The 17,972-nt window shown below is 68.5% G+C and carries 16 protein-coding genes; 10 read left to right on the top strand and 6 right to left on the bottom strand.

All coding sequences use genetic code 11. The features are described from left to right. Positions 1 to 100: 100 nt before the first annotated feature. Genes JK358_RS25905 through JK358_RS25895 form a run of 3 tightly spaced genes read left to right on the top strand, consistent with a single transcriptional unit; the run spans position 101 to position 2,851 of the window. Entirely contained in the window at positions 101 to 907 is an 807-nt protein-coding gene (locus JK358_RS25905) for an ABC transporter ATP-binding protein (RefSeq protein ID WP_201951885.1), read from the top strand. Continuing rightward, positions 897 to 1,793 carry an ABC transporter permease gene (locus JK358_RS25900; protein ID WP_307817744.1) on the top strand — a complete coding sequence of 299 codons (897 nt, stop codon included), beginning with the start codon at positions 897 to 899 and terminating at the stop codon, positions 1,791 to 1,793. The genes JK358_RS25905 and JK358_RS25900 overlap by 11 nt, the downstream gene beginning before the upstream one ends. Before the next feature lie 5 nt (positions 1,794 to 1,798). After that, complete coding sequence (locus JK358_RS25895) at positions 1,799 to 2,851, top strand: ABC transporter substrate-binding protein (protein WP_232851904.1); 1,053 nt, start codon at positions 1,799 to 1,801, stop codon at positions 2,849 to 2,851. Positions 2,852 to 2,858: 7 nt separating this feature from the next. Here JK358_RS25895 and rarD read toward each other — a convergent pair whose 3' ends face one another. Next, positions 2,859 to 3,803: an EamA family transporter RarD gene (gene rarD / locus JK358_RS25890; protein ID WP_201951882.1), complete on the bottom strand. Its 945-nt coding sequence runs from the start codon at positions 3,801 to 3,803 to the stop codon at positions 2,859 to 2,861. Positions 3,804 to 3,928: 125 nt separating this feature from the next. Here rarD and JK358_RS25885 point away from each other — a divergent pair, with 125 nt between their 5' ends. From JK358_RS25885 to JK358_RS25865, 5 genes are all read left to right on the top strand, one after another. After that, a complete protein-coding gene (locus JK358_RS25885; protein ID WP_307817743.1) occupies positions 3,929 to 5,380 on the top strand; it encodes a serine/threonine-protein kinase in 1,452 nt (483 codons plus the stop codon). Continuing rightward, positions 5,367 to 6,563, top strand: a complete 1,197-nt coding sequence (locus JK358_RS25880) for a DUF7373 family lipoprotein (protein WP_201951879.1) — start codon at positions 5,367 to 5,369, stop codon at positions 6,561 to 6,563. Before JK358_RS25885 ends, JK358_RS25880 begins: the two co-directional genes overlap by 14 nt. Positions 6,564 to 6,573: 10 nt before the next feature. Then, positions 6,574 to 8,061, top strand: coding sequence for a serine/threonine-protein kinase (locus tag JK358_RS25875; RefSeq protein ID WP_201951876.1), 1,488 nt, complete (start codon positions 6,574 to 6,576; stop codon positions 8,059 to 8,061). Between the two features lie 82 nt (positions 8,062 to 8,143). Continuing rightward, on the top strand, positions 8,144 to 10,636 hold the full coding sequence (locus tag JK358_RS25870; protein ID WP_201951873.1) for a cation-translocating P-type ATPase: 2,493 nt from the start codon (positions 8,144 to 8,146) through the stop codon (positions 10,634 to 10,636). A 132-nt stretch (positions 10,637 to 10,768) separates the two neighbouring features. Further along, entirely contained in the window at positions 10,769 to 11,596 is an 828-nt protein-coding gene (locus JK358_RS25865) for a PhzF family phenazine biosynthesis protein (RefSeq protein ID WP_201951869.1), read from the top strand. 15 nt (positions 11,597 to 11,611) lie between these two features. Here the strand turns inward: JK358_RS25865 and JK358_RS25860 are convergent, their stop codons facing one another. The 4 genes from JK358_RS25860 to JK358_RS25845 all read right to left on the bottom strand — a co-directional run bounded on the left by JK358_RS25860 (position 11,612) and on the right by JK358_RS25845 (position 16,113). After that, positions 11,612 to 12,778 (bottom strand): ABC transporter permease, encoded by a 1,167-nt coding sequence (locus tag JK358_RS25860; protein WP_201951866.1) that lies wholly within the window; start codon positions 12,776 to 12,778, stop codon positions 11,612 to 11,614. 145 nt (positions 12,779 to 12,923) lie between these two features. Next, positions 12,924 to 13,802 (bottom strand): ABC transporter ATP-binding protein, encoded by an 879-nt coding sequence (locus JK358_RS25855; protein WP_201951862.1) that lies wholly within the window; start codon positions 13,800 to 13,802, stop codon positions 12,924 to 12,926. A 14-nt stretch (positions 13,803 to 13,816) separates the two neighbouring features. Further along, complete coding sequence (locus tag JK358_RS25850) at positions 13,817 to 14,734, bottom strand: ADP-ribosylglycohydrolase family protein (protein WP_201951859.1); 918 nt, start codon at positions 14,732 to 14,734, stop codon at positions 13,817 to 13,819. 161 nt (positions 14,735 to 14,895) lie between these two features. Further along, positions 14,896 to 16,113: a pyridoxal phosphate-dependent aminotransferase gene (locus JK358_RS25845; protein ID WP_269811904.1), complete on the bottom strand. Its 1,218-nt coding sequence runs from the start codon at positions 16,111 to 16,113 to the stop codon at positions 14,896 to 14,898. Positions 16,114 to 16,199: 86 nt separating this feature from the next. Here JK358_RS25845 and JK358_RS25840 point away from each other — a divergent pair, with 86 nt between their 5' ends. Both JK358_RS25840 and JK358_RS25835 read left to right on the top strand, forming a co-directional pair. Next, positions 16,200 to 16,775, top strand: coding sequence for a winged helix-turn-helix transcriptional regulator (locus JK358_RS25840; protein ID WP_201951856.1), 576 nt, complete (start codon positions 16,200 to 16,202; stop codon positions 16,773 to 16,775). Between the two features lie 73 nt (positions 16,776 to 16,848). Further along, on the top strand, positions 16,849 to 17,367 hold the full coding sequence (locus JK358_RS25835; protein WP_201951853.1) for a pyridoxamine 5'-phosphate oxidase family protein: 519 nt from the start codon (positions 16,849 to 16,851) through the stop codon (positions 17,365 to 17,367). A 37-nt stretch (positions 17,368 to 17,404) separates the two neighbouring features. Here JK358_RS25835 and JK358_RS25830 read toward each other — a convergent pair whose 3' ends face one another. After that, positions 17,405 to 17,968, bottom strand: coding sequence for an SRPBCC family protein (locus tag JK358_RS25830; protein WP_201951850.1), 564 nt, complete (start codon positions 17,966 to 17,968; stop codon positions 17,405 to 17,407). Between the last annotated feature and the right edge of the window lie 4 nt (positions 17,969 to 17,972).

The following is a 17,972-nucleotide window of genomic DNA, read 5'->3' as shown; positions in this document are numbered from 1 at the left end:
TGCCACTTGCGCGGCTAGCGCACACAAGGGGGCGCACTGTGACCCGGGCCACGTAGCTTCGGTCCAACGCCGCGGCAGCGGCACGGAAACAGGAGCAGAAATGACCCAACCGCTCATCGAGTTGCGGGGCGCGACCAAGCGCTTCCCCGGAACCGACGGTGGCATCCACACCGCGGTGCGCGACTTGAACTTCACCGTCGCCCCAGGCGAATTCGTCGCCGTCGTCGGCCCGACCGGCTGCGGCAAGTCCACCACCCTGTCACTGGTCTCCGGCCTCGAACCCGCCTCGGCCGGACGCACCCTGGTGCGCGGCGCCGATGTGCGCGGCATCCCCGACGGCATCGGCTACATGTTCCAGCAGGACGCGATCCTGCCCTGGAAGACGGTGCTCGACAATGTGGCCCTCGGCCCGAACTTCCGGGGCATCGGCAAGAAGGAAGCCCGTGAACGCGCGGGCGAATGGGTGCGCATCGTCGGCCTCGGCGGCTTCGAGGGCTACTACCCGCATCAGCTCTCGGGCGGTATGCGCAAGCGCGTGGCCCTGGCCCAGACCCTGGTGAACGACCCCGAGATCATCCTCATGGACGAGCCGTTCAGCGCGCTCGACGTGCAGACCCGCCAGCTCATGCAGGACGAACTGCTGCGGGTGTGGTCGGGCACCAACGCGGCCGTCATCTTCGTGACCCACGATCTGGAAGAGGCCATCGTGCTGGCCGACCGCGTGGTGGTCATGACCGCGAGCCCCGCCACCGTCTGCGGCGACTTCACCGTCACGCTGGATCGCCCCCGCAATGTCGAGGAGGTCCGGCTCACCGAGGAATTCCGCGATCTCTACAAGGAAATCTGGGAAACGCTGCGCGATGAGGTCGAGGCGGCGCGCAGGAAGGGAGCCTCCCGTGTCGCTTGATGTGAAAGACACCATGACCGAGATCGCCGAAGCCGCACCGGAATACGAGGTGGAGACCGAGGAGCAGATTCTCGCGCGGGTCCGCAACAACGCGCGCCGGGCCAAGGCCCGAACCTGGGGGCTGCGCGCCCTGCTGGTGGCGCTGTGGCTGGGTTCCTGGGAGCTCACCGCCTCGCTGTGGATCGACCCGTTCTTCTACTCCAAGCCCTCGCTGATCTGGGATCGCCTGGTCGAATGGTTCACCGAGGGAACGCAATTCGGTTCCATCTGGCTGCAGCTGTACACGACCGTGCAGGAGGCCGTGCTCGGCTTCGTCATCGGCACCGTGGCCGGTGTGGTGCTGGGCGTGCTGCTGGGCCGCAGCCGCTACTGGGCCGATGTGCTGGCCCCGTTCATCAAGGCGCTCAACGCGGTTCCGCGCATCGTGCTGGCCTCGCTGTTCATCATCTGGTTCGGCCTGGGGCTGAGCTCCAAGGTCGCCACCGTGGTGGTGCTGGTGTTCTTCGCGGTGTTCTTCAACGCCTTCACCGGTGCGCGCGAGGTGGACGGCAATGTCATCAACAATGCCCGGATCCTGGGTGCGAGCCGCCGCCAGGTGCTGACCGCCATCGTGCTGCCCAGCGCCACCACCTGGATCCTGTCCTCGCTGCACACCGCCTTCGGTTTCGCGCTCATCGGTGCGGTGGTCGGCGAATACGCCGGCGCGAGCAAGGGTTTGGGCCTGCTCATCTCGAATGCGCAGGGCACCTTCGACGCGGCGGGCATCTACGCGGGCATGATCATCATCACGGTGGTCGCGCTGGTGGCGGAGTGGGTGATCGGCCTGGCCGAGAACCGGCTGCTGAAATGGCGTCCGTCGCAGGCCGGCTCGGGCCACGGGGTGTGATCGGCATGACGTATCGCAAGCACATCGCCGTGGTGCTGCTGGCCGTCAGCGCGCTGCTGCTGGCCACCGGCTGCCGCGATTCGCGCACCATTCCGGTCAAGGACGGCCGCCCGCAGATCACCATCATGGTCGGCGGTCTGGAGAAGGTCATCTACCTGCCCGCCATGCTGACCCAGCAGCTGGGCTTCTTCGACAGCAACGATATCGACGTGAAACTGCTGGGCGAACAGTCCGGCGCGAACGCCGAAACCGCACTGCTGACCGGCGATGTCCAGGGCGTGGTCGGCTTCTACGACCACACCATCGATCTGCAGGCCAAGGATCAGTGCATCCAGACGGTGGTGCAGTTCGCCGATGTCCCCGGCGAAGTCGAACTGGTCTCGAAGGCGGATGCGGGAATCATCAAGTCCCCCGCCGACTTCAGGGGCCGCAACCTCGGCGTCACCTCGCTGGGCTCGTCGACGGACTTCCTGACCCAGGCGCTGGCCGGGCAGGCGGGCCTGAACACCTCCGACTACACCCGCGTGAAAGTCGGTGCGGGCCAGACCTTCATCGCCGGGATGAACCATGACGGCATCGACGCGGGCATGACCACCGACCCCACCGTCGCCAAGATGGTCAGCTCCGGCGAGGCCGAGATCCTCATCGATATGCGCAACGAGGAGGGCACCCGCGCCGCGCTGGGCGGGCTCTACCCGGCGGCCTCCCTCTATATGCGGTGCGAGACCGTCGAAGCCCATCCGGATATCGTCCAGAAGCTGGCCGACGCCTTCGTGCGGACGCTGCGGTGGATCGACACCCACACCCCGGAGGAGATCGCCGCCGCGATGCCCTCGCAGTACGCGGGCGGCAACCCGGACCTGTACATCAAGTCGGTCCGCGACTCCATCGTCATGTTCAACGGTGACGGCCTGATGAAACGCGAAGGCGCGGAAAACGTCCTGCGCATCCTCGGCCGGTACTCCCGCAATGTGAAGCCGGTGGCCGACCGCATCGACCTGGACAAGACCTACACCAACCGTTTCGTGGAGCAGGCGCACAAAGCGCAACCGCAGTAACCGGATCTCACACGATCTCCGCGACGGGCTCGGCGGCACGCCGGGCCCGTCGCAGTGCGTCGACGGTGAAGACGGCCAGGGCCAGCCAGATCAGCCCGAATCCGGCCCAGCGGGAGGCGGGCATGTACTCGTGCACCACCCACACGCCCCAGGACAGCTGCAGCGCCGGGGTGAGGTACTGCAGGATTCCCATGGTGGACAGCGGGACTCGCGGCGCGGCCAGGGCGAACAGCACCAGCGGCACCAGGGTGACCGGCCCGGTGGCCATGAGCAGCGCCGAGTGGGAGAGGCTGGAGCCGAAGGTCAGGGTGCCCGCGAGGCCCATGACCACCACGGCGATGACGGCGAAGGGGGCCGCGGCGATGCCCTCGGCCGCCAAGCCCGGCAGCGCGTCGAGCCGGATCACCTTCTTGATCAAGCCATAACACGCGAACGAGCACGCCAGGATGAGCGCGATCCAGGGCGGGCGACCGTAGTCGATGGTCAGCACCACGACCGCGGTCGCGCCCAATCCCAAAGCGGCCCACTGCATCCGGCGGAGCTTCTCGCGAAAGATGAGGACGCCGAAGGCCACTGTCACCAGCGGGTTGATGAAATATCCGAGGGCGCACTCCACCACGTGCCCGGACATGACGCCGTAGACGTAGACGCCCCAGTTGATCGAGATGGCGAGGGAGGCCGCCGCCGCCAGGCCCCAGGTCCGCCGGTCGATGCTCCGCAGTTCCTTGATCCGGCCCACGAGCAGCAGCACGGTCAGCGAGACCACGAGCGTCCAGAGGATCCGCTCGGCCAGCACCTCGATGGGGCTCGCGAAGATGAGCAGTCCGAAGAATGCGGGAAACGAGCCCCAGATGGCGTACGCGCCGATACCGAATCCGACGCCGAGATCCCGGCCGGACGCGGCGGAGTGTGGACGGGCAGCGGTCTCCGAGTGCGGGGGTCTGGGCGTCACTACCCAACGTTAGCGTAGGCAATTATCTGGCCGTACTCATTTATCCGGCGGATATCGGACGACCAGTTCGGAAGCCTGTTCCGGTGTTAGCATCCGATCGATCGGCTGTTCGATGAGGGGCGTGTGTGCGGCAGGGTGAGGTGTTCGCCGGGTACCGGTTGATCCGGCAACTCGGCGCGGGCGGTATGGGGGCGGTGTACCTGGCCCAGCATCCCCGGCTGCCCCGTCAGGTCGCGGTGAAAATCCTGCTCGCCGGGTTCGGCGAGGACACGGAGTTCCGGGCCCGGTTCATCCGCGAGGCCGAGCTCGCGGGCGCGCTCAGCCATCCGAACCTGGTGGCCGTGCACGATCGCGGCCTCGACGGCGAGGTGCTGTGGCTGGCCATGCAATACGTCGAGGGTTTCGACGCGGCCCAGCTCATCGCCCAGGGACCGGGCGTGCTCACCCCCGCGCGGGCGGTGTACATCGTCGGCGAGGCCGCACGCGGGCTGGACGCGGTCCATCGGGCCGGCCTGCTGCACCGGGACGTCAAGCCCGGCAATATCCTGATCTCCCCTCGACCGGACGGCGCCGACCGGGTCCTGGTGACCGACTTCGGCATCGCCCGGCCCATGGCCGACTCGCACGCGCTCACCGCCGCCGGCTCCGTCCTGGCCACCCTCGGATACGCCGCCCCGGAACAGATCCGGGCCGAGCCCGTCGATCAGCGGGCCGACGTGTACGCACTGGGTTGCACGCTGTACCAGATGCTCACCGGCGCACAGCCTTTCGTACGGGAATCGCCGATAGCGGTGATGCGCGCGCACCTCGAGGACCCGCCGCCCGCACCGTCCCGGCGCGAGGCCGGCGTGCCGCGGCAACTCGACGCGGTGATCGCGCGGGCGCTGGCGAAGCATCCGGCCGACCGCTATCCCAGCTGCGGCGCGCTCGCCGAAGCGGCGTACGCCGCCCTGCACGGAACCCTCGAAACTCCCCGGCGCACAGGACGTTCCACCGCTCGGGCCACCGCGGTGGCGGTAGCCGCGGCAGTGGCGGTGCTGATGGTCGCGGCGGCCCTCGTCTTCGGCGTCGGGGACGACACCTCGGCCCACCGGCCGCCCGACCCGGTCGCCCCGATCGACGACAGCGGAAAGCCGTGGGGTTACTACACCGTTGTGGCGGAGACGTTTCCGGACATGATTCCCACGACGCCCACCGGCAGTGGTCACGGCGACAGCCGGTGCTACGCGATGAACGAGAAGCGGCTCGCCGCAGCGGTCGACGTACCCAGCTCCGAATTGAGCATCCACTGCACCAGCACGGGCGCGGTGCCCAGTGTGATGTATACGTGCAATGCCAGTGGCGTACCGAGATTCACGGTCACACCCACCACACCGCACCGGAAAGAAGACTGGACCCGGGCTTCGGGCAGCGGGCAGCTGGTCTGGAACGAATTCACCGCTTCCGACGGCACCGGGCACGGCATGCTGCGCGTCTACTTCTACGACTCGGTCCGCAGCCCCTGCACCGTCACCGCGATGAACGACTCGACCGGCGCCGCACTGCGAGAGACCTGGTGGCCCGATGCTCGGATCTAGCCGTTGTCTGCTGCTCGTCGCCCTGCTCACCCTGGCGGGCTGCCGATGGGACACCCCCTCGGAGCTCGACCTCACCACCCTCGATACGGGCCGGTACAGCAGCCGCCCACTGATCGCGCCCACCCACGGCAGCGAGTACCACGGGCGGATCCTGGAATCGGTCCGGATGATGGAGGCCGTCGCCGTACCGGCCGATATCGACCCGGCCCTCACCCGGCACGGCGTGGTGATCCCGTTGGCCACACCGCCTTTCGCCATGGTGACGCTGTCCGATGTGATGAAGCCGGTATTGGAGAAGCACAATATGATGGCCGGTGTCGCGACCACCGGTGACGATGCCGAGGCGTACACGGCGGACCGCTCGAAGCAGCGCACCATCACCCTGAACATCCTCCGCTTCCGGGACGAGGAAACGGCACGCCAGGCCGCCCGCGAACTCGACGCCGCCGACTTCACCGTCAGCGCCGAGAATGTCGCGGTCGACATACCCGGATATCCCGGGGCACACAGTCATTGGCGGCCCTCGGTGCCCACCCTGGGGGCGACCGTCGCACACGGCGTGTACGTCGTCGTCGTGTACGTCGGGCAACCCTCGATCGACCTCACCGCGCTCACCGCCACCGCACGGGCCGCCTTCGATCGGCAACTGGCACTGCTGGACACCTTCGAACCGACCCCCACCGACCGGATCGCCACCCTGCCGGTGGACTCGGATGGCATGCTGGCGCGGATGATTCCGGCCCGCACGGGCCGATGGAGTTATCCCGCAATCGATTTCATCGCCTTCGACGAGCTCATGGTCTCCGGCGTGGTGCTCGGCCCGCGGGCGGCGGGCGTGGGCCAGATGTCCGCCGCGCAGCGCGCCGAACTGGGCTGGGATCGGCAAGCCCTGGTCGGCTGGGGAAACACCCTGGACCGCCTGCGAGATCCGGAGGCCGCCCGCCGGTACGCGGCCATGGTCGCCGAGAGCCGCAGCACGGACGAGCCGCTGACCGCACCCCCGATTCCGGAGACGACCTGCTTCCGCGCACCGCTGAACGAGAAGCTCCCCATCACGCGCTTCGTGCGGCACAGCTGCGTACTCACCTACGACCGCTACGTCGCCATCGTCTACGGCGCCGACGACGACGATGTGCGCCGCAAGACCGCGGCCCAGTACGCGCTGCTGAGGAACACCCGATGAGGACCGTGTCATGGTCGCGCTGACGCCGGGTACGGAATTCGCGGGATATCGCATCGAACGCCGGCTCGGTGCGGGCGGCATGGGCACGGTCTATCTGGCGCGGCATCCGCGCCTGCCGCGCCGGGACGCGGTGAAGGTGCTCGACGCGGACATCGCGGCCGACGCCGCAGCCCGCGCACGCTTCCTGCGCGAAGCGGAATCGGCTGCGCGCCTTGATCATCCGAATATCGTGTCGGTCCACGATCGCGGGTTCGAACAGGGCCACTTCTGGATCGCCATGCAGTACGTGGACGGCTCCGATGTGGCACGCCTGATCGACCAGCGGCGGGTGTCACCACGGTGGGCGATCGAGATTCTCGCGGCGGCGGCGGCCGGATTGGACGAGGCCCACCGCCACGGCCTGGTGCATCGCGACGTGAAACCGGCCAACCTGCTGATCTCCGCCGGCGACAATCGAGTGCTGGTGGCGGACTTCGGAATAGCGCACAGCACCGGCGCGGGCTCCGCCCTCACCGAAGCCGGGGTCGTACTCGCCTCGCTGCCGTACGCCGCGCCGGAACAGATCGAGGGCGGACGCATCGATCACCGGGTGGATGTGTACGCGCTCGGGTGCACGCTGTACCAGATGCTGACCGGCAGAACGCCTTTCCCGCGCGCGAGCGCCGCCGCGGTCATGTACGCGCATCTGACCGAGCCGCCGCCCCGGGTATCGGAACTCGATCCGGCGCTACCCGCCGAACTGGACCGGGTGATCGCCGCAGCGCTGGCCAAGGATCCGCGGGACCGCTACGGCAGCTGCGGGGAACTCGCCGCCGCCGCGGACGCGGCATTGCGAGGCGGCCCCGCGCCGATTCCGATTCGCGCGAGCCGCCCCAGCCGATCCAGCCGCCGTCGCGCCGGACTGCTGGCCGGAGCCGCGGTCCTCGCTGTCGCGGTCACCGCCGCCGCGGGCGTGCAACTGTCCCGGGGCGGGGACGGCGGTCCGGACAGCAGCTCCGCGCCGAGAAGCACCGGCCCCGCGACCACGACCACCGCGGCCGCACCCTGGGGCGCCTATCAATTCGTGGTGGACACCTTCCCGAAACTGCTGCCCGCCCTGCCGCAGGACACCGGTTACGCCGCCGTGAGCTGCCGGGCGGTCGACGGCGATCTGCTGCAGGCACCGCTGTCCACGCCCGTCCCGGTGAACAGAATGTCCTGCCAGGGCCGCAACGATCCGCTCGAGTTCTTCCTCGTCGCATGCAACTCCGATCGTTCGCCGATGCCGGCGCCGACCGGATTCTCGAGCCACACGATCGAGTCGCGGCAACCCTGGACGCGCGCCTCGGGCGGCGGCGCCCTGGTGGCCAGTCATCGCACCGAACCGATGCCGGATCTGAGCTCCGGCCGACTGTCCCTCACCTTCGACGGGGAACGCGCGTTCTGCGTGATCGACGCGTACGGTGGCGCGCTCGGACAGGAACTGATCGACGGCTGGTGGAAGGACGCGCCCGTCTGAGGCCCGGGTCACGACGTTCGCCGTCACCCGATCCCAGCGGCACCTACCTGCAAAATCTCCGCGAACATCTAGGCTGTCGGACATGTCGATCACCGCGCAGGCCGCGAGTCCGCCCAGCCCGCCAGCGACAGGTTTGACCTCGGCGGAGGTCGAGCAGCGTCGCCGTGACGGGCTCACCAATGATGTGCCGGAGCGGGCCAGTCGCTCCGTGCGCGACATCGTGCGGGCCAATGTGTTCACCCGGATCAACGCGATCCTGGGGGTGCTGTTCATTCTCGTGATGGCGACCGGGTCGATCATCGACGGGATGTTCGGATTGCTGATCGTCGCCAACAGCGCGGTCGGCATCATTCAGGAGGTCCGGGCCAAGAAGACCCTGGATCAGCTGGCCATCGTCGGGCAGGCCAAGCCGGTGGTGCGACGCGAGGGCAAGGCCACCGAGGTCGCGCCACAGGAGGTCGTGCTCGACGACATCATCGAGCTGGGGCCGGGCGATCAGATCGTGGTCGACGGCGAGGTGGTGGAGTCCGAACTGCTCGAGGTGGACGAGTCGCTGCTCACCGGTGAGGCCGATCCGATCGACAAAGCCACCGGGGCGCAGGTCATGTCGGGCAGCTTCGTGGTGTCGGGCAGTGGCGCGTACCGGGCCACCAAGGTCGGCAAGGACGCGTACGCGGCCAAGCTCGCCGATGAGGCCAGCAAGTTCACCCTGGTGAACTCCGAACTGCGCAACGGCATCAACACGATTCTGAAAGTTATTACCTACCTGCTGATTCCGGCGGGCCTGCTGTCGATCTACAACCAGCTGGTCTCCAGTAAGGAATCGTGGCGGCCCGCCGTCAACGGCATGGTCGCGGCGCTGGTGCCCATGGTGCCCGAGGGCCTGGTGCTGATGACCTCCATCGCCTTCGCGGTGGGCGTGGTGCGGCTGGGGCGGCGCAAATGCCTGGTGCAGGAGCTACCCGCGATCGAGGGCCTGGCGCGCGTGGACGTGGTGTGCGCGGACAAGACGGGCACGCTGACCGAGAACGGCATGCGACTGTCGGAGATCATGCCCGTCGCCGCCGCCCCGGCTTCGGACAAGGCCGGTTCGAACGGCGAAACCTCCAGCGCGGAAGCCGAATTGCGGCAGGTGCTGGCCGCCATGGCCGCCGACGATCCGCGCCCCAACGCGAGTATCGCCGCCATCGCCGAGGCGCTGCCCGACTCCCCCGGTTGGCGGCCCAGCGGCGTCGCCCCGTTCTCCTCGGCCAAGAAGTGGAGCGGCTTCTCCTACGGCGAGCACGGCAACTGGCTCATCGGCGCACCCGATGTGCTGCTGGATCCCGAATCCGAAAGCGCTTCGCTCGCACAGGAGATCGGCGCCAAGGGCCTGCGCGTGCTGCTGCTGGCGCGCAGTGACCGATCCGTCGACGCCGCCGACGCGCCCGGTCGGGTCACCCCGGCCGCACTGGTCGTGCTGGAGCAGAAGGTCCGGCCCGACGCCAAGGCCACCCTGGACTACTTTGCCTCCCAGGGTGTTTCGACGAAGGTCATCTCCGGCGACAATGCCGTCTCGGTCGGCGCGGTAGCCACCTCGCTCGGTATGGAGGGCGGCGAACACCCGGTGGACGCCCGTAGGCTGCCCACCGATCAGAACGAGCTCGCCGACGTGCTCGACACCGACACCGTGTTCGGCCGGGTGCGCCCGGATCAGAAGCGCGCCATGGTCTCCGCGCTGCAGTCGCGCGGGCACACCGTCGCCATGACCGGTGACGGCGTGAACGACGTACTCGCGCTCAAGGACGCCGATATCGGCGTCGCCATGGGTTCGGGCAGCCCGGCCACCCGTGCCGTGGCGCAGATCGTGTTGCTGGACAACAAGTTCGCGACGCTGCCCTATGTGGTCGGCGAGGGCCGCCGGGTCATCGGCAATATCGAGCGGGTCTCCAACCTGTTCCTCACCAAGACCGTGTACTCGGTGGTGCTGGCCTTCCTCATCGGCATCGCCGGTGTCGGCTCGCAGATCTTCCACTACGAGGCGATCGGCTATCCCTTCCTGCCCCGGCATGTGACGATCGCGGCCTGGTTCACCATCGGCATTCCGGCGTTCATCCTGTCGCTGGCGCCGAACAACGAGCGGGCGCGGACCGGATTCGTCGGGCGCGTCATGCGTTTGGCCATACCTTCCGGTCTGGTTATCGGTGTCATGACGTTCATCGCCTACCTGTTCGCCTACGAGGGCCCGGACGCCTCGCAGACCGAGAAGGTGCAGGCCGGCACCACCGCGCTCATCACCCTGCTGATCATCGCGGTGTGGGTGCTGGCCATCGTGGCGCGGCCGTGGAACTGGTGGAAGATCCTGCTGGTCGCGGGTTCCGTTGCGGGATACCTGATCCTGTTCTCGCTGCCGTTCACCCGCGAGTTCTTCAAGCTGGATCCGAGCAATGTCGCGCTCACCACCGCCGCTTTCATACTGGGCGGTATCGGCATTGTGCTGGTCGAGGTGGCCTGGTACGTGAGTGCGCGCCTGCAGGGCGAGACGCCGCATCTGCTGCCCAACTCACCCGGCGAAAAGCCGTTGACCCCGGCCTGATTCGGGAAATTCCAGGGCGGCCGCACCACTCCGGTGCGGCCGCCCTTTTCGATCCAACTGGTCGCATGGTTTGGCTCGCCGTGAACGGCCTTGTCCTGTGCAGACATTGAATACCGGGGTACCTTCAGCCCTATGGAGGTCCTCCTGCATCAGATCGACGCGTTCGCCGACGAACCGTTCTCCGGCAACCCCGCCGCGGTCATGCCCCTACTCTCGTGGCTACCGGACGACCTGCTGCAGCGGCTCGCCGAGGAGAACAATCTCGCCGAAACCGCCTTCTACACCTCGGCCATCCCCGCCGACGCCGGTGCGCCGCCGGACAACTCGCCCGCCTTCCACCTGCGCTGGTTCACCCCCACCGTGGAGGTCGACCTGTGCGGGCACGCCACCCTCGCCTGCGCCGCGCAGATCCTCGACGATATGCATCCCGGCGCGGACCGCGTGCACTTCTACACCCGCTCCGGCTGGCTACGCGTCGACCGCGACCACGACAACCTGGTCCTGGACCTGCCCACCGTCTCCTCGGTGGAAATCGATGTGCACGACGACATTCCGCAATCGCTGGCACACGCGCTCGGGGTGCGGCCGCTGCGCGTCTACGACGGCACCGATATCGTCCTGCTGGTCACCTCCGAACTCGAGGTGCGCGACGCCCGCCCCGACTTCGGCGCCTTCCCCACCCTGCACCGCGGCGTGATCCTCACCGCCGCAGGCGAATCCAGCGACTTCGTGTCCCGCTTCTTCGCGCCCGGTCAGGGCATCCCGGAGGATCCGGTCACCGGTTCGGCGCATGCCCAGCTCACCCCGCTGTGGAGCCGCGAACTGGGCCGCACCACCCTCACCGCCCGCCAGCTGTCCAAACGCGGCGGGGCCATGCGCTGCACCCTGACCGGCGACCGCGTCCGGCTGTCCGGACGCTGCCGCCGCTACCTGGACGGCGTTGTACGCCTTGCCGATTAGCCTTCCCGGCCCTGCTCAGTCCTCGACGGCCAGTGCCTGGCGAATGGTGAGCCGGGCCTGGGTCTGCATGAGCGAGCGCCGGTAGATCTTCTCCGCCAGCACCACCACGCCGTAGGTGAAGGCCGCCGTGACCAGCAGTGCCGCAACGGGTTCCCACCAGGCGGCGGTGCCCTCGGCCAACCGGCTCGGCATGGCGACCGTGGACACGATCGGAGTATAGGAGGCGACCACCAATCCGGTGCCGGACAGGAAGATTCCGGCGAACAGCACCGCCATGATGAAGATGGACAGCGGCGTGGAGGTGGACTGCAGATCCTCGGTGCGGGTGGCCAGCGCACCCGCCACCGCCCACAGACTCGCCAGCGCCAGGAAGCCGACGATGAACAGCGCAATGAACCAGACTGCGGCACTGCCGATCTGGGACAGCTGCGCGCTGCGACCGGTGGCGGCCAGGCCGATCAGGCCCGCGCCGACGAAGACGGCCAGCTGCCCGACCGCCATGACGGCATTGCCGATCACCTTGCCGATCAGCAACTGCCGCACCGGAATCGCGCTCGCCAGGATCTCGACGATGCGATTCTGCTTCTCCTCGATGACGCTCTGCGCGATGGAGACGCCGAACAGCAGCGAGGCCATGTAGAACAGGAACGCGATGACGAAGGCCACCACCTTGGCCAGCCCCGGATCCACCGAACCCTGGTCGAGCACGATGTAGTCGACGGCCGCGCCGGCGGACAGCTGCTCCAGCGAGGTGCCCGCAGCGGTCGCGTTGCGCTGCACCGTGATCTGGCGGACCGCCGCACCGAGATAGGTCGCGGCGTTGTCGTTCTCTCCGGTCTTGCCGATCAGCCGCCAGCCGCCGTCGGCCGGAACCAGGCCGACTTCCGCGTCACCGTCGCGCACCAGCTGATCCACCTCGGCCGGACCCGCCACCGGCTGCGCGGTGAATTCCACCTTCTTGTGCGCGCTTTCGGCCAGCGCGTTGGCCGTCAGCACCACCTGCCCGGCATCCACGCCGGTGATGGCCACCCCGATGCGCTCGGTCTTGTTCGCCACGAAACCGCTGATGCCCAGCGAGGCCACGATGGCGATGATGGTGATCAGCGTGGAGATGAGGAAGTTGCGATCACGCAGCTTCACCGAGATCTCCCGTGCCGCGACAATCCGCCAAGCCCCGCTCACGCTGTCACCTTTCCGGCGTGAGCGGAGCGCTCCGTGGTCACGCTCCGCTGCCGCCTCCGCGCCTGACCGCTCACGCCGGTGTCCTTTCGAGCGTGAGCGGAGCGCTCCGTGGTCACGCTCCGCTGCCGCCTCCGCGCCTGACCGCTCACGCTGTCACCTCCCGGTAGATTTCCGACACCGATTGCCGCGCCTGGCTGAATTCCCGCACCGAGCCGTGCGTGAGGGCCGCCGACAGCAGGGCGTCGCTGGTCGCGCCGGTGAGCTCCAACAGGATTCGCGGACCCTCCACCGACAGCACGGTGACCCCGTCGAAGGCCGCCAGCCAGCCCGGATCGCCGTCGAACACCAGCCGGTACCGGGCCGGGCCGTTGCCGGCCAGCGCCTGCACCGGCCCGCCCGCCACCACCCGGCCCTTGGCCAGGATCACCAGGTCGTCGCACAGCCGCTCCACCAGATCCAGCTGATGCGAGGAGAACAGCACCGGGACATCCCGCGCCGCGTACTCGCGCAGCAGTTCGGCCATCGCGTCGATGGCGGTGGGATCCAGGCCGGAGAACGGTTCGTCCAGGATCAGCAGCGACGGTTCCGCGATGACGGCGGCCGCGATCTGCACGCGCTGCTGGTTGCCCAGCGACAGCGACTCCAGCTTGTCCTTGGCCCGGCCACCCAGATCGAAGCGGTCCAGCAGCGCACCGGCCCGGCGCTTGGCCTCGGCGGCCGCGATACCGCGCAGCCGGGCCAGGTACACCAGCTGATCGAGGATCGGCTGCTTGGGATAGAGCCCGCGTTCCTCGGGCATGTAGCCGAACGTGCGCCGATCCGCCAGCGTGACCGGCCGGTTCTGCCAGCGGATCTCACCGCCGTGCACGGCCAGCACGCCCATGATCATGCGCATGGTGGTGGTCTTGCCCGCGCCGTTGCCGCCCACGAATCCGGTCAGCACGCCCGGCGCGACGGTGAAGAACACATCGTTCACCGCGGTGTTGTCGCCGAAGCGACGCACCAGATGTTCGACTTCCAACATCGAAAACCCCTGCCTCAGAGTGTGTTCGCGGTCAGACGGCGAGTGAGCGCCAGCAGATCGTCGGCCCGGTGTCCGGGGTAGCCGTGCAGCACGGCCACCCAGCGCTCCGGAATCGCGGACGCGCCCCAGCGCGCGCCCAGCAGCCCGCCCGCGATGGCCGCCGTGGTGTCGGTGTCACCGCCCGCCCGCACCGCGAGTTCCAGTGCGGCGGGCAGCGTGTCGGCGTTGGTGATGGCCCACCAGGCCGTCTGCAGGGCGTGCACCACCCAGCCGTTCTTCGGGAAGTCCTGCGGCGTACCGGTTTCCGCGCGATCCAGCAGCGGACCCCAGAATCCGTCGTCCACCACCGAAAGCGCTTCCCGCACACCGTCGTAGGTGCCGTGCAGCACGGCGTGCCGGATGGCCAGCGACCACAGTTTGCAGGCGCCGATGGCCTGATCGTCGTAGTGCGTCAGCGAACTCACCTTCGCCGCCGCCTTGGCGCACAGGTGGGCGTCGCCGAGATAGGCCAGCGCCACCGGCGCGGTGCGCATGAGCGAGCCGTTACCGGCCTTGAGTCCACTCAATTCGTGGGCGTGGACCTGCATTTCGCGGCCGGTCCGGTCGCGCCACCGCAGCACCTGGCTGGTCTGGTTGCCCACATCCGGGGGCTTGGAATCCCACCAGCGCACGAATTCGGCCGCCACGGCGTCCAATCCGGAGACCTCGTGCAGGTTCCCGGCCTCGGCCGCCGCGCGGGCGACCGCGACGGCCATCGAGGTGTCGTCGGTCCACTCCCCCGGCGCCCAGTCGAACGGTCCGCCGCCGATCATGTCGATGACGACCTCCGGCCCCGGGTGCGTGAACTCGTAGCCCGCGCCCAGCGCGTCCCCCGTGGCCGTGCCCAGCAGCACCCCGGCTGCCCGGTCGGCCTGCTCCGCGCTCAAATCCATCGACGCTGCCTTTCCCTTCGATGCGTAGCGCCCACTCGTGCACCGTGATGCGCCGCATCCTGCGAAACGCCGCGGCGGCCACGGCCGCGGCACACCTGCTCACTGAGACACACACTACGTCGAAGGCCGCCTATAGCCCGGGAAGCGCGGGGCCGGATCACCTACTGCCGGTAGGTCGCCAGGAAGCGGCCGATGCGCTCGATGATGGCCTCGAGGTCGTCGGCGTGCGGCAGCGTGACGATGCGGAAGTGGTCGGGGCGCGGCCAGTTGAAGCCGGTGCCCTGCACGATGTGGATCTTCTCCTGCAGCAGCAGATCCAGCACGAACTGCTCGTCGTCGTGAATCTTGTACTTGTCCAGTTCGATTCGCGGGAAGGCGTAGAGCGCGCCTTGCGGCTTCACGCACGAGATGCCGGGGATGGCGTTGAGCGCCTCCCACGCGCGGTCGCGCTGCTCGCGCAGGCGGCCGCCGGGCAGGGTCAGGTCGTAGATGCTCTGATGCCCGCCGAGCGCGGCCTGAATCGCCTGCTGCGCGGGGACATTCGCGCACAGGCGCAGCCCGGCCAGCATGGTCAGGCCCTCCAGGTAGTTCTCGGCGTGCTGGGTCGGCCCGGACACCACCAGCCAGCCGCCGCGGAAGCCCGCGCAGCGGTAGGCCTTGGACAGGCCGGAGAAGGTCAGGCAGAGCAGGTCAGGGGCGAGGGAAGCCGTTGCGGTGTGCGGGGTTTCGTCGTAGCGGATCTTGTCGTAGATCTCGTCGGAGAACACCACCAGGCTGTGCCGGCGGGCCACCTCGAGGATCTGGCGCAGCACCTCGGGCGGGTAGACCGCGCCGGTGGGGTTGTTCGGGTTGATGATCACGATGGCGCGGGTGCGGTCGGTGATCTTGGATTCGATATCGGCGATATCCGGGTACCAGTCCGAGGACTCGTCGCAGATGTAGTGCACCGGCCGGCCGCCGTTGAGCGCGGTCGAGGCCGTCCACAGCGGGAAGTCCGGGGCGGGTACCAGGACCTCGTCGCCGTTCTCCAGCAGGGCCGTCATGGCCATCATGATCAATTCGGAGACGCCGTTGCCGAGGAACACCTCTTCGACGTCGACATCGGCGAGGCCCAGGGTCTGGTAGTACTGCACCACCGCGCGCCGCGCCGAGAGCAGACCCTTCGAGGAGGAATAGCCGCTGGACACGGGCAGATTGCGCACGATGTCCTGCAGGATCTCCGCGGGGGCCTCGAAACCGAACGGCAGCGGATTGCCGGTGTTCAGCTTCACCACGTGATGGCCCTCGGCCTCCAGCCGTGCGGCGTGTTCGGCGACCGGTCCACGGATCTCGTACGACACACCCGACAGCTTGCTGGACTGTTTGACCTGCATGGCCATCCCTTCTCGTTCCGGTTGCCGCACACTCTACTTGGATTTTCCAAGTTTGCACTTGGAATTTCCAAGCGATTCGTTACAGTGGGATCATGCCACGTCGGAGCTACGACCACTACTGCGCCGTCAGCCGGGCCCTCGACCTCGTCGGCGACCGGTGGAGCCTGCTGGTGGTGCGCGAATTGTGTTCGGGCCCACGCCGATACAGCGACCTGTTCGCCGACCTGCCCGGCATCAGCACCGATATGCTCGCCGCCCGGCTCAAAGACCTGGAACGCGAAGGCATCCTGACCCGCGGCCGCACCGGCACCCGCGCCGCCACCGCCGTCTACGAACTCACCGAGACCGGCCTGACCCTGCGCCCGGTCCTCGACGCCCTCTCCACCTGGGGCACCCCGCTGCTCGGCGAACGCCGCGCCACCGACGCCGTCCGCGCGCACTGGTTCGCCCTGCCCCTGGGCCGCGCCGTCGCCCAGGTACTGCCCGCGGGCACCGCCACCGTCCACATCGGCGACACCGTGCTGCACTACGTCGTGGACGACACCGGCATCACCCACTACGACGGCCCCGCCACCGCCCCCGACCTCGAATTCCAGCTCGACCTGGCCACCGCCATCGAGGTGGCCACCGGGACCCGGCCCCTCCCCGAGCCCGCCACCGCGCGCTGAGCGCCGATGAGTTCCACCGCCGCACACCGTCTCGACAGGTATCACCGCTGACATACCGATCCGAGGAGGACCGATGCTGCCCGAACCGATCGACGCGAAAGACCTGAACATCTACGGCGACGCCGCACTGCCCTGGAGCACCGCCGCCAAGGCCGTGGAAACCGGTATCGCCCAGGCCGAGACACCGAGCTTCCTGGCCACCGTCGGCCCCGGCGGGCAACCGCACTCCACCGGCATCGGAGCCATGGCCGACGGCGGCTACCTGTACTTCACCAGCGGACCGGGAACCCGCAAGTCCCGCAACGTGATCGCCAACCCGGCCTGCGCGCTGTCGTTCCGGTTCCCGGAGGTGGACCTGGTCTTCGAGGGGCACGCGCACCGCACCGTCGACCACGCCGAAATCGACCGTGTCACCGCGCTGTATCGGCAATTCGGCTGGCCCGCAACCCGAGACGGCGACTCCGTCACCGCCCCCTACAGCGCGCAGAGCGCCGGGCCCGGACCGTGGGACCTCTACCGCTTCACCATCCACACCGCCGTCGGCGTCGCCCTGACCGAACCGCACGGCGCGACCCGCTGGCGTTTCGCCTAGCGCGCCGGACGACACCGCGCCCCGCGAGCACAATCTGCTACCGGTCGACCTCACGAGCCTCGGCGATCCGCCGCAGCCGATGCAGTGATCGCTTCAGCCCGTGCAGGGCCAGATTGTCCCGCGGCTTCCCGAGCGGTCCGGACACCTTCAGGAGCGCGAGCAGCGGTGCCCCACTGAGCCATTGGCGGTACTCGGTGACCAGCGTGCCGCCTCCGGAGGGCTGCAGCCGGTATCCCCAGCGAGTACCGATCACATACACCCGGAACTCGAAATGCCGGCCCGGCTCGACCACCGTCACCCGGCACGGGGTCGCCCACACCACCGGGCCGATGCGATTGACGCCCAGGAACCACGCGCCGACGATCGGCGCACCGGGACCCGTCAGCCAGCGCGCGCCCCGATTCTCCGGGCTCCAGCGGCCCATGCCGGTGATATCGGAGACGAGATCCCACAGCCGCTCCGGCGGAGCCGAGATGTGCAGGGAGTATTCATCGTTCAGCCCCTCGGGGGTGGTCGTGCGGACCACCCCGGGCGGGCGTGTGGTGAGTTCGGTGAACATGGGACCCCCGAATCGCGGGTAGCCGACTGACTGAGACAGCATCAGC

This window comes from Nocardia acididurans (assembly GCF_016741815.1).
In the GTDB taxonomy this organism is placed as follows: domain Bacteria; phylum Actinomycetota; class Actinomycetes; order Mycobacteriales; family Mycobacteriaceae; genus Nocardia; species Nocardia acididurans.
This window is presented reverse-complemented; position numbering and strand designations above follow the sequence as displayed.

What these genes read in the sequence shown, in the direction of transcription:
- JK358_RS25830 (WP_201951850.1), bottom strand. Translation starts at nt 17,968, where the DNA reads ATGCTGTCTCAGTCAGTCGGCTACCCGCGATTCGGGGGTCCCATGTTC.
- JK358_RS25855 (WP_201951862.1), bottom strand. Translation starts at nt 13,802, where the DNA reads ATGTTGGAAGTCGAACATCTGGTGCGTCGCTTCGGCGACAACACCGCG.
- JK358_RS25850 (WP_201951859.1), bottom strand. Translation starts at nt 14,734, where the DNA reads ATGGATTTGAGCGCGGAGCAGGCCGACCGGGCAGCCGGGGTGCTGCTG.
- JK358_RS25865 (WP_201951869.1), top strand. Translation starts at nt 10,769, where the DNA reads ATGGAGGTCCTCCTGCATCAGATCGACGCGTTCGCCGACGAACCGTTC.
- JK358_RS25875 (WP_201951876.1), top strand. Translation starts at nt 6,574, where the DNA reads ATGGTCGCGCTGACGCCGGGTACGGAATTCGCGGGATATCGCATCGAA.
- JK358_RS25870 (WP_201951873.1), top strand. Translation starts at nt 8,144, where the DNA reads ATGTCGATCACCGCGCAGGCCGCGAGTCCGCCCAGCCCGCCAGCGACA.
- JK358_RS25835 (WP_201951853.1), top strand. Translation starts at nt 16,849, where the DNA reads ATGCTGCCCGAACCGATCGACGCGAAAGACCTGAACATCTACGGCGAC.
- JK358_RS25895 (WP_232851904.1), top strand. Translation starts at nt 1,799, where the DNA reads ATGACGTATCGCAAGCACATCGCCGTGGTGCTGCTGGCCGTCAGCGCG.
- JK358_RS25880 (WP_201951879.1), top strand. Translation starts at nt 5,367, where the DNA reads ATGCTCGGATCTAGCCGTTGTCTGCTGCTCGTCGCCCTGCTCACCCTG.
- JK358_RS25905 (WP_201951885.1), top strand. Translation starts at nt 101, where the DNA reads ATGACCCAACCGCTCATCGAGTTGCGGGGCGCGACCAAGCGCTTCCCC.
- JK358_RS25845 (WP_269811904.1), bottom strand. Translation starts at nt 16,113, where the DNA reads ATGGCCATGCAGGTCAAACAGTCCAGCAAGCTGTCGGGTGTGTCGTAC.
- JK358_RS25840 (WP_201951856.1), top strand. Translation starts at nt 16,200, where the DNA reads ATGCCACGTCGGAGCTACGACCACTACTGCGCCGTCAGCCGGGCCCTC.